Genomic DNA, 11451 nt, shown 5'->3' with positions numbered 1-11451 from the left:
ACTCAATTTTAAAGGTTCTTTTTCTTTTTGTCCTTTTTCTGAAATCAAAAAGCGATCGCTCTTTTGAGCTACCGCCAATTATTTTACACTTATAAGGAGCTGAGCAAGTGAACAAGTATCTTAAGCTAGGAAAATTGATTTTCGAATTTATTATTATTTCATATTTTGTTACTAATTTCTTCCTCTAAAATTTTAATATTCAATAAGAATTGGGTCTTTCCTTTTATTATTATCATTCATTGAAATTTGGCAAATTGTAAAATTAGTTTAGCCATTTTAAGGAAGCAAAAAAACACCTGAATTTCTTATACTTGAATTTGAACGAACAAGTAGAAAAGAAATTCAGATGCACGATTATTCTAACACAAAAGGCAAAGAACTTACTTATACAGAACGTCAGTTGATTGAACGTTGGCATAACAAGGAGAAGCTAAGTAATCGTCAGATTGCTCAACTCTTAAATAAAGCCCCTCAGACAATTCATCATGAACTCAAGCGGGGACAGGTTCAACTAAAGACCAAGACAAGGTAACTCTGTCTGCAACTCACGCACATGAATGCCACAAAGCCAATAAAAGTCACTGCGGTCGTCATTCGAAGCTCACGTCAGAGCTAAATGAAACCATTAGTGCGGGTGTCAGAGATAAAAAATCATTAGAAGTCATTCTCCAAGAACTGACAGGTGTTTGCCTTCGAACTCTCTACCACTGGGTGGACAAAGGCTGGTTAGATGTTAAAACCCATCATTTACTTTATCCTCATTATAAGAAAGCAAAGAAGCTCCGGAAAACAACCCCCCCAAGCGTCCGTATGGCTTGTCCATTGACCAATGTCCAGAGGAAATTAATCAACATGAAGCACTTGGACATTGGGAAATTGATACAGTGCCTTTGACGCTCACAGAGCGTCAAACACGCTTTGAAATCATTCGTCTGATTCCTGACAAGACTTCAGCGTCAGTCAACAGGGCACTTTTAGCACTCCAAGAGAAGATTCAGTTCAAGTCCCTTACTTCGGATAATGGTCGCAAATTTGCCCGCCTTCATGAAGCAGTGACTTGTCCGACTTACTATTATCATGCCTATGCCAGCTTTGAGCGTGGAAGCAATGAGAATCATAACCGCATGATTCGACGCTTTTTACCCAAAGGAACAAAACAAACAACAGCTTTAACTGTTTCTAAAATTGAGACTTAGATGAATCATTATCCAAGAAAAATGTTCAAGTATCAGACACCGCTTCAGATGTATCGGTGTGGCTAAATTCAAGTTGCAATTTGCCTTCATTGAAATTTTAAATCCAAGCAAGATATGAGCTGTTAATCCTAGATCTACTTATTCCTAATTCTTAATACAGAGTTACGGGTGTTATTGCTTATAACATCTTATGTTTGGGAAATTTAACTATGTTTAATTTCTTGATATCTACCCGTTCACATACAGGCAAAGGTGAGGCTAATTTTTTTATATAATATTTTTAAATATACTTTAAAAAAATGAGATATTTGATGTCTCATTTTGTTTTATACATTCTTTCTTCTGAAATTTTATTCCAATACTTCTTCGTGAATGTTTTTGTGTTTTTTATTTCTCAGAATCATAAACTCACCATTATGCAATAATAGAGCACTTTTTAAAACATAGTCTTATCAAATAATTAAGCTGATAAACATATCAGATAATCAATATTAATCTTCAAAAAACTCTTCGTAAAGACTTCGCACAGTTTCATTTTCAACTTCTTCTTTTACAATGAAAAGGAGAGAAACTTCACTCGCTCCCTGCATTAGGGTTTCTATCTTGATATTTTTCCGAGCTAGGGCTAATGTGGCACGTCCCGTAATATGAGTCTGCTGACGGATTTCTTCACTAACAGCTGTTACCACCGCAAGATTTTTAACAATAACAATGTCATCAACTTGAAGAATTTCTTTGAGATCATCTGACAAGGCCTCTTGTATCGGGGCTGATAGATACTTGTCTCTGACTAGAATTGACATGTCATCTATACCGGTGGTGATAGCTTCAAATCGTATCCCTAACTTCTCCAGAATTTCAAAGAACCTCCGACCAAAGCTGATGTCGCGATAAAGCATATATTTGGTGATCTTTATAATCACATAGCCTCTTGAAGAAGCAATACCCACAACCGGCATATCAATAGTCCAATTTGGGACAATTTGAGTTCCAGGCAACTCTGGATGATTTGTATTTTTGAGTAACATTGGAACACCTGCTCGAGCAGCAGGGATTAACGCTTCTTCATGTAAAACTGAAAATCCTGCAAAAGACAACTCACGCATTTCTCTGTAGGTAACCTCTTCAATAATTACAGGGTTTTCAACAACATTTGGATTGACTGAATAAATACCATCAACATCAGTGAAGTTTTCATACATTTCCGCCTTTACGCCTGCCGCTAAAATAGCCCCTGTAATATCTGATCCTCCACGTGAGAAAGTGCAAACTTCTCCATTAAGTGTTGCACCATAAAATCCTGGAATAATTAGAATCTCAGGATATTTAACCAATCCTGCAATTTTATTGTAGGCAATTGGCAAAAGTTTAGCCTCACATGGATCACTTGAAACAAGAATTCCTGCATCTTTTGGACTTAAAAATTTAGCATTCAGACCATTTTTCTTGAAATAACTGGAAACAATAAGCGCTGAACATTCTTCTCCCGTAGACAAAAACTTATCATAGACAAACCGATTATGTAAGTTAAGTAGGGCTAGAGAAATAACTTTTTCTGAAAGAAATTGTTTCAGTTCTGAAAGTTCCAGTTCGTCACAAATTTCTTCAAAGCGATCAAGTAATGTAGTTTGTATTGGCACCAGATTTTTTCCATTTTTATAATCTTGATAATAAGCATCCAATAAATCCGTAACTTTTATGTCCGACTCAAATCGTTTTCCTGGTGCTGAAACAACCACGATCTTGCGTAAAGGATCGCTTTTTACAATTCCAAAAACCTTACGAATTTGTTCACCTGAAGCGAGTGACGACCCTCCAAATTTTGCTAGTTTCATCGCACCTCCTTATGACAAACGCATTTTGAAATCTTCATATCCAAAACTCTTAACCAACTCCATTTCACCAGATGCTCTTTTTATCGCAATACTTGGTAAACCAATTCCATTAAACGTATTGTTTTTTACCATTGAATAATGAGCCATATCAGTGAAAGTCAATACTTCACCAATTTCTAGTGGATGATCAAAAGAATAGTCGCCAATCACATCACCCGCCAAACATGACGGGCCACCTAGACGATAAGTATAGACTTTCTCTCCTGCCTCACCTGACCCAATAATAAAAGGGCGATAGGGCATCTCAATAACATCAGGCATGTGAGTTGTCGCTGATGTATCAAGAATTGCATTCATGACACCTGAATTTTCAACAAAATCAATAACGGTAGTCTCAAGAAAACCTGTGTTTAAGACAACGCCTTCTCCTGGCTCAAGATATACTTGCAAATTATATTTATTTTGAATTCGGATAACCTCAGAAACTAGTGTTTCAATGTCATAATCTGCCCGCGTTATATGATGCCCCCCACCAAAGTTGAGCCACTTCATGTCTGGAAGATATTTACCAAATTTTTCTTCAATTATAACTAAGGTTTCCTTCAAAGCATCTGAGTTTTGCTCACAGAGAGTGTGAAAGTGTAGACCCGATAGGCCTTCTAATAGGGTTTCATCAAAGTTACCCAATGTAGTACCTAAACGCGATCCCGCGGCTGCTGGATCGTACATGTCATGTTCTTGGGTCGAGTACTCTGGATTAATACGGAGACCACAATCTATTCCTGCAGCCAAGGCACGTGCACGAAATTTTGACCATTGAGTTGGTGTATTAAAAACCATGTGTTCACAATTCTCCAAAATTTCCTCAAACTCACGGTCGATATAGGCAGGTGAGAAAATATGGGTTTCTCCACCAAACTCATCATGTCCCAGTTTTACTTCATGTAAGCTTGACGCGGTTGTACCATCTAAATATTGGGCAATTAAAGGATAAAGGCTAAACATTGAAAAAGCTTTTTGAGCCAACAAAATCTTAGCGCCCGAACGTTTCTTGACGGATTTCAAAATTTTTAGATTATTGATTAAAAGCGCCTCATCTACATAATAGTAAGGCGTGAAAAGTTGATGTTTTTCCATTATTTCCTTAATTTAAATATCGTGATTTTAGTCAACCAAAGTTGGGTTAAAGTCTTCAATCCAAGGTAAACCCCATTTGTTTAAGGCTTCCATAAATGGATCTGGATCAAATTCTTCAACGTTGTAAACACCTGGCTTTTGCCATTGACCAGTTAAAACAAGCATTGCTCCAATCATAGCTGGAACACCAGTTGTATATGAAATTGCTTGTGAACCAACTTCAGCATAACTTTCTTGATGATCACAGATATTATAAAGACGATACGTTTTTTCAACACCGTCTTTTTTTCCAACGAAGATACAACCAATATTAGTCTTTCCAATAGTGCGAGGGCCAAGACTAGCGGGATCAGGCAATAGGGCCATCAAAAATTGAATTGGAATAATTTCACGTCCCTCATACATGATTGGTTCAATTGAAGTCATGCCAACGTTTTCCAAGACTTCTAGGTGTTTTAGATACGACTCACCAAATGTCATAAAGAAACGAATACGTTTGATGCCTGAAATGTTAATGCCCAGTGATTCCAATTCTTCATGGTGTAAAAGGTACATGTCCTTTTCACCCACACCCTCAAAATTGTACTCACGTTTGATTTCCATTGGTTTTGTGTGAATCCATTGGCCATTTTCCCAATATGACCCGTCAGCTGAAACTTCACGAATATTGATTTCAGGATTAAAGTTTGTTGCAAATGGATAACCGTGATCACCACCATTACAATCAAGAATATCAATATAGTTTATTTCATCAAATTCATGCTTTAAAGCATACGCCGAGAAAACACCTGTTACACCTGGATCAAAACCTGTACCAAGTAAGGCTGTAATTCCAGCATCTGCAAAACGATCACGATAAGCCCATTGCCATGAATACTCAAATTTTGCTTCGTCCTTTGGCTCATAATTTGCAGTGTCAACATAATGAGTTTTTGTTGCCAAACAAGCGTCCATGATTGTCAAATCTTGATAAGGTAGAGCTAAGTTAACCACAACTTCAGGTTTGAACTTATTGATCAATGCGATCAATTCTTCCGTATTATCTGCATCCACTTGAGCCGTATGGATGATTGATCCTTTTCCATCAAGCATTTTCTTCAAAGTATCAGCTTTGGATTTTGTACGAGTCGCAATCATAATTTCTTCAAAGATCTCATAATTTTGTACCATTTTTTGGATTGCAACGGAAGCAACACCCCCTGCGCCAATAACAAGTGTTTTTTTCATTTTTATTTTCCTTATTTAATATTTAGAGAAGATGGCTTGTTTTTTAATGTCAATAAAATCTCTCGAATAATTTTGCAAGCAACTGCGGTTGAAGCACCCGATTGATCATAATGAGGAGAAAGTTCCATTACATCAAGACCAACTACATTCAGATCTTTCAAAAGTAAAACAGCTTGGCGGAGTTCCTCAAAGCTAACGCCTCCTGCTTCAGGTGTTCCTGTTCCCGGAAAAACAGACGGATCTAGGATGTCTAAATCTAATGTAAAGTATACTGGTTTATCTTCTAGAGCTGTGACAGTTCCTTCAAGACCTAAAAAGTTGAACTTGTGCAGGTTAATATGTTCCTTAGCCCATTCAAATTCTTCCTTCATGCCTGAACGTATACCAAATGAATTAATTCGACCATCACCCAGCATATCCCAACAACGTTTAATAACGCTTGCATGTGACCATTTATTTCCTAGATAATCTTCACGCAAATCTGTATGAGCATCAAAATGAATAATTTGTAAATCTGGATATTTCTTTAGCAAAGCCTTTATCGGAGCTGATGAGAGAGAATGTTCGCCACCTATCATAACAGGAATTTTACCATCTTTTGCAATTTCTGCGGTCATAATCTCTACTTGGGTAAGTACTTTCTCACTTTCTCCAAAAACCAGTTCCAAATCACCAGCATCAAAGGCCATCAAATCATTTTCCATATCTTTATCAAGATATGGAGAGTAAGTTTCAATTCCAAAAGATTCATGTCGAATCGCACTCGAGGCAAAACGTGTGCCCGGACGAAATGATGTGGTGGAATCAAAAGGAGCTCCCCAAAGAATAAAATCGGCTTCAGAATACTCTTTATCACAGGCAATAAAAGTCTCAATATTTTTATTCAACATCTTTTAGTAAATCCTCCACATAAGTTGGTAAAGCAAAAGCACCAATGTGTAATCTAGTATTATAATATTTAGTTTTAAGTCCAAGTGAAAGCCAATTTTCAGCTTTTAGATCACCCGTGGGATGCAATTTTTTGCTGGCAAATCCAAAGAGCCAATGACCCGATGGATATGACGGAATGTGAGCTTGATAAATTTTGACAATAGGGAAAGTCTGAACAATTCTTCTATGAACAGTTTGCACGGTTGCTGCTTCTTCTGCATAAAACGGACTTTCGTGTTGATTGATAAGAATGCCTGAATCTGTTAATGCTCTATAACAATTTCCATAGAATTCCTTAGTGAAGAGAATCTCTCCAGCTCCAAAAGGATCCACAGAATCCACTAAAATTAAATCATATTCATTTTCCTTCCAACGGACGAAACGTAGGGCGTCTTCATAGTAAATGGTTACTTTTTCATCATCAAGTTTAGCCGAAATTTCTGGAAGATATTTTTTACATACTTCTACAATCATTGGATCTGATTCAACCAAATCAATATGCTCAATATTAGGATATTCAAGCAAATCATGAATAAAGCCACCATCGCCTGCCCCAATGATTAAAACCTTTTTAATCTTAGGATTTACAGCCAAGGGAACATGTACCATCATTTCACGATAAATAAATTCATCTTTTTCTGTCAAGGTAATCTGACCATTTTGGGTGAGCACTCGGCCAAACTCTTTTGATTCAAGGATATCAATACGCTGGTAATCTGACTTTCCAGTATAAAGTATCTTATTAATTTTCAAACTAAAATCCACAAAGGGAGTTTGAGCTTCAGAAAACCAAAGTTGCATGCTTTTATCCTCCATAAACTCTTCTCTCCTTCAAAACGTTTAATTTCTTTACTTCAAGATCCTCTGTACCAGTGATCAAACAGCCCTTTTCCTTCGCATAGACTATATAATCAATAATATCTTTGGTAATTCGTTCACCTGGTGCCAAAATTGGAATCCCTGGCGGATAAGCCATTACAAATTCTGTGCAGACGCGTCCAATAGAATCATCAATTGAGACAGCCTCTTTTTCACCATAAAATGCATCTTGAGGTGTAAAGACAACATCGGGATTAACATACTCTTGAGTCCACATACCAGTCTTATCTTTTTTATACCGACGACGAATATCAACAAGAGCCGACACTAAACGCTCAAGATCAGACTTGCGATCACCAATAGAGACATAAGCTAAGATATTTGCAATATCACCTAACTCCATTTGAATATCATATTCATCACGAAGAAGGTCATAGACTTCAATACCAGCAAGTCCTATGTCAAGTGTGTTAATGGTCAATTTTGTGTCATCAAAAGCAAAAACGGCATCTCCATCAACTAACTCAGAGCCAAGGGCCCAGTAATCCCCAATTTCATTCACTTCATCGCGTGCATACTTTACGAGGTCTACAACACGCTCCATAATCTCTTTCCCATTTATTGCCATATGTTTACGAGACAAATCAAGACTTGATAGGAGTAAATATGAAGCTGAGGTAGTAGAGGTTAAATTAATCACTTGGCGCATATAGTCAGGATTGACTTTATCATTTATTAAAAGAATTGAACTTTGGGTCAGTGAACCGCCAGATTTATGCATCGACACTGCTGCCATGTCACAACCAGCAGCTAGAGCAGACTGAGGTAGATTTTCACCAAAATACAGATGAGTACCATGAGCTTCGTCAGCCAAGACATACATATCAGCTTTATGAGCAAGCTTTACAATTGACTCTAAATCTGAACAGATACCGTAATATGTTGGGTTATTTACGAAAATTGCCTTTGCATCAGGATTTTCCGCAATGGCCTGTGCCACTGATTTGATAGACATACCAAGCGATATCCCCAAACGTTTATTCATCTCAGGATTAATATAAACTGGAACAGCTCCACAAAGAACAAGGGCGTTTAAGACGGACCGATGGACATTACGTGGAAGAATAATCTTATCTCCTCGTTTAACTGTCGCAAAAACCATAGCCTGAACAGCTGAAGTGGTCCCATTAACCATGAAAAAAGCATGGTGAGCTCCAAAAGCTTCAGCTGCTAAGCTTTCTGCTTCTTTAATAACCGAACTAGGATGGTTCAAATTATCAAGTGGCTTCATTGAGTTTACATCAATATTCATGACTTGTTGACCCAAAAATTCTGTGAGTTCAGGATTGCCACGACCACGCTTATGTCCAGGTACATCAAAAGGAACAACACGTTTCTGGTTAAATTCTTTGAGCGCTTCGTAAAGAGGCGCTCTTGTTTGATCAAGCATTTTTTCTCCTATCAGACTAAAATCAATCAAGAAAAATAAAAAACAAGCGCAGACTAAACTACGCTTGCTACCATTGCATTCAAAAACAATTCTATCTATGAGCTTCTACAGTCGAAAATTTTAAAAACTTTTTCATAATGAGATTTATAACATAGAAACGGCTTTATTGGAGCCAAGAGTCCAGAGTCTAATCAACCCCTGACTTAAGGGATGTTTATACTCTTATTGATGCACAAGCGTGTATTTTTCTTGGGTGAGGCTTTCCATCCTCATAACCAGCTTTCCTGGCTAATCAATACGGTAACACAAGTTACCAACTCGGCTTTTGACCCGGCTGTCCGTCTGGCCTTGGCTCTGATCTATCTAAATAAATTTTTAAATAGGAGCGGTCAAATCACTATGAGTTTACTCATAGAACAATGTGATTATATATTATTTTTTAATCTTATGCAAATATAACAGCTAGAATATGTTTATGCTTCTTTAAAATGTTCATCTTTTTAAAGAAAAGCAACAACTTACCTAAATTAAAAGTTTCTTCCACAATTGTATTTTTTATCTCCTTTGACTCGTGATTTTCACATCTTATATTTTATAAAGGAGATTCCTGTTGGTAAGAGTTTATTTTACAGGCTTACATTATCGCAATATTTGTCATTCATGATTTTTATCATCTTTTGACTTAATAGGTTTAATCTCAATTGTCTGATCAAGATCAAGCTTTCTATTTTTGCGCTTTGCCCGAATTCCTTCACGATAGTTCAAATTACCAATATACCTAAGTAAGTTCATTAAAGGGTGTCGATCTTTCCCCAAAATGCCAACCAACTCAATAAATATTTCAAGGCCAAACAGACAGGCTATGACAAGAAGAATCCCACCCAATCTTCCAGAAACATTGAGAATGATAGCAATAAAAGCAAAGCTTGAAGCAATACCGTAAATTAAAAAGACGGCACCGCGCACTGTAAATCCTAGCTGAAGTAGACGATGATGTAAATGCATCTTATCTGGCAAATAAAACTTCTGTTTATTCAATGTACGACGTATGGTTGCTACAACAGAGTCTGTTAGAGGGACACCCAATATTAAGAGGGGGGTAAGCGTTGCAACGGCTGTCGCATTTTTTAAACCTTGAAGAGAAAAGACCGACAGCATAAATCCAAGAAACAATGCCCCTGTATCTCCCAGGTAGATAATCGCAGGATTAAAATTGTAGGGTAGGAAGCCAATAATGGCTGCCACCAACGTAAAAATACTTATAGGGATAAAAACATTCGGAATCGGCAAAAAGAAATAAGCAACAATTCCCATCGTGGTGAGAGAAATTATTGAAACACCTGATAGCAAACCGTCAAGTCCATCAATAATATTTAAAGCATTTGTAATTAAGACAATCCAAATTACAGTAAAAATCAGGGAGACTGGGGCAGGGAACTCAATCAGAGGACCACCAAATGGAATCTTAAAATTATCAAAGCGTGTATAGGTCATAAACCAGACCATTACAGCTGCAATAGTAATCCCTAAAACCTTGTAGCGAGGACGTAATTCAAAAATGTCATCAATGTAGCCTGTTAAAACCACTACTGCCCCTGCCAATATATAAGGCCAAGCATAATCAAAATAATAGAACCAACTATGAAACTGATTCGGAGGCAAAACAGTTTGCACGATGTGAGGCAAAATAAAAAGACTTGTGAACGCGAAGGAGATAAAGATAGCTAATCCCCCCGATGTTGGCATGGTCTTCGTGTTCACACGACGCGCATTTGGTTCATCAACTGCTCCAACTCGAAAAGCAATCCAACGGATTATGGGCGTGAGGATAAGTGAAAGCACAAAGGTGATCCCAAGTACAATCATAAATTTGACGGTAAATGGAGTGCTATGATTATTCAGATCGAACATTGTTATAATTATAGCATAAGCCCTTTAAAGTCGCTAGTGCATCAAAAAAACACGACCAAAGTCGTGTTTAGATTTTCTGTAACGATTCAAGTGCTGAATGATCAATAATCACACGCGCATGCTCACGAAGGAGTTCACGGTTGATCAAACCTTGTTCACCATATTCAAGCATATGAGCCCTGAGACTAAGTGTATCCTTTTTGCCGCGAAGTTTTTGATTATCAAGAATAGTCAAATAATAAGCATTCCTAAACTCATAGAGTTCTGACTCATCAATATCGGCTGAAACAGTTTTTGATAGGTTGATAATATCTGAAAAATTATCAAATTTAATTGTGTAATAAATATAATCAGGTACCACTTCTTCTGTGGCCTTGTTGTTACTTTTACTATCGGATTTGTTTTTCTTCTTATTTACTGCTTTTTCAAGACTCCCTTTTAACTGAGACTCAAGCTCTTCAGGATTTTGTAAACTGATATCCGAATTTCCAGCAACCTGCCTGAGAAATTCTTCAAGATCTTCAGCTGATTCAAATTGATTGAGATTCTCACCCAAGTCATCACTAACTAGGATATCAATTCCCTTGGCATTTGGGTGAATCTGAAAAGTCATCAGTGCTGTATCTTGCCACTGCTCAGAAATATCTAACTCCTCAATCAACTCATAGAAAAATTCTTCAATCTTTTCCTGCTCACTTAAGAAATCCACGAGTTGTACATCGTGTTCTTCTAGATCAGCAAAAGTCAAGCTAATTTTCAAAGTCTTATCATTTACATAACTATAGTCCATCTATACCTCTAGACCACAATTATATCATAATTTAATCTTATCTGATAGAATACAATTATGACGTAAGTGTCAAATAATTGGCTGTAAATCTTCAAAACTGAATTTTTGTTTATATTTTAAAGCCCATCCTGAGCTTATGAGATCCAAGATGTACTT

The 11451-nt window shown here is 37.1% G+C and carries 8 protein-coding genes and 1 pseudogene; 1 reads left to right on the top strand and 8 read right to left on the bottom strand.

The window, feature by feature from the left end:
- Positions 1-346 precede the first annotated feature (346 nt).
- Positions 347-1262: pseudogene (locus HNQ37_RS08770) on the top strand (IS30 family transposase).
- A 425-nt stretch (positions 1263-1687) separates the two neighbouring features.
- Here HNQ37_RS08770 and HNQ37_RS07815 read toward each other — a convergent pair.
- The 8 genes from HNQ37_RS07815 to HNQ37_RS07780 all read right to left on the bottom strand — a co-directional run bounded on the left by HNQ37_RS07815 (position 1688) and on the right by HNQ37_RS07780 (position 11295).
- A complete protein-coding gene (locus HNQ37_RS07815; RefSeq protein WP_183541008.1) occupies positions 1688-3031 on the bottom strand; it encodes an aspartate kinase in 1344 nt (447 codons plus the stop codon).
- A gap of 9 nt (positions 3032-3040) precedes the next feature.
- The gene (gene nspC, locus HNQ37_RS07810; RefSeq protein WP_183541005.1) at positions 3041-4168 is read right to left on the bottom strand and encodes a carboxynorspermidine decarboxylase; all 1128 of its coding nucleotides are present in this window, start codon (positions 4166-4168) and stop codon (positions 3041-3043) included.
- Between the two features lie 27 nt (positions 4169-4195).
- Positions 4196-5395: a saccharopine dehydrogenase family protein gene (locus HNQ37_RS07805; protein WP_183541002.1), complete on the bottom strand. Its 1200-nt coding sequence runs from the start codon at positions 5393-5395 to the stop codon at positions 4196-4198.
- 11 nt (positions 5396-5406) lie between these two features.
- Positions 5407-6285 (bottom strand): agmatinase, encoded by an 879-nt coding sequence (speB, locus tag HNQ37_RS07800; protein WP_183540999.1) that lies wholly within the window; start codon positions 6283-6285, stop codon positions 5407-5409.
- Positions 6275-7126, bottom strand: a complete 852-nt coding sequence (speE, locus tag HNQ37_RS07795) for a polyamine aminopropyltransferase (RefSeq protein ID WP_183541011.1) — start codon at positions 7124-7126, stop codon at positions 6275-6277. Before speE ends, speB begins: the two co-directional genes overlap by 11 nt.
- A 4-nt stretch (positions 7127-7130) precedes the next feature.
- Positions 7131-8594 (bottom strand): aminotransferase class I/II-fold pyridoxal phosphate-dependent enzyme, encoded by a 1464-nt coding sequence (locus HNQ37_RS07790; RefSeq protein WP_183540996.1) that lies wholly within the window; start codon positions 8592-8594, stop codon positions 7131-7133.
- Between the two features lie 654 nt (positions 8595-9248).
- On the bottom strand, positions 9249-10505 hold the full coding sequence (locus tag HNQ37_RS07785; RefSeq protein WP_183540991.1) for a glycosyltransferase family 4 protein: 1257 nt from the start codon (positions 10503-10505) through the stop codon (positions 9249-9251).
- A 67-nt stretch (positions 10506-10572) separates the two neighbouring features.
- A complete protein-coding gene (locus HNQ37_RS07780; protein ID WP_246415630.1) occupies positions 10573-11295 on the bottom strand; it encodes an adaptor protein MecA in 723 nt (240 codons plus the stop codon).
- Positions 11296-11451 lie beyond the last annotated feature (156 nt).

The organism is Lactovum miscens (assembly GCF_014202895.1).
GTDB lineage: Bacteria > Bacillota > Bacilli > Lactobacillales > Streptococcaceae > Lactovum > Lactovum miscens.
The sequence above is the reverse complement of the archived record's forward strand: the minus strand, read 5'-3'. Positions and strand labels throughout refer to the sequence as shown.

Excerpts from the sequence above, each read along its gene's own strand:
- HNQ37_RS07780 (WP_246415630.1), bottom strand. The coding sequence starts at position 11,295 with ATGGACTATAGTTATGTAAATGATAAGACTTTGAAAATTAGCTTGACT.
- HNQ37_RS07815 (WP_183541008.1), bottom strand. The coding sequence starts at position 3,031 with ATGAAACTAGCAAAATTTGGAGGGTCGTCACTCGCTTCAGGTGAACAA.
- HNQ37_RS07790 (WP_183540996.1), bottom strand. The coding sequence starts at position 8,594 with ATGCTTGATCAAACAAGAGCGCCTCTTTACGAAGCGCTCAAAGAATTT.
- speE (WP_183541011.1), bottom strand. The coding sequence starts at position 7,126 with ATGCAACTTTGGTTTTCTGAAGCTCAAACTCCCTTTGTGGATTTTAGT.
- HNQ37_RS07785 (WP_183540991.1), bottom strand. The coding sequence starts at position 10,505 with ATGTTCGATCTGAATAATCATAGCACTCCATTTACCGTCAAATTTATG.
- speB (WP_183540999.1), bottom strand. The coding sequence starts at position 6,285 with ATGTTGAATAAAAATATTGAGACTTTTATTGCCTGTGATAAAGAGTAT.
- HNQ37_RS07805 (WP_183541002.1), bottom strand. The coding sequence starts at position 5,395 with ATGAAAAAAACACTTGTTATTGGCGCAGGGGGTGTTGCTTCCGTTGCA.
- nspC (WP_183541005.1), bottom strand. The coding sequence starts at position 4,168 with ATGGAAAAACATCAACTTTTCACGCCTTACTATTATGTAGATGAGGCG.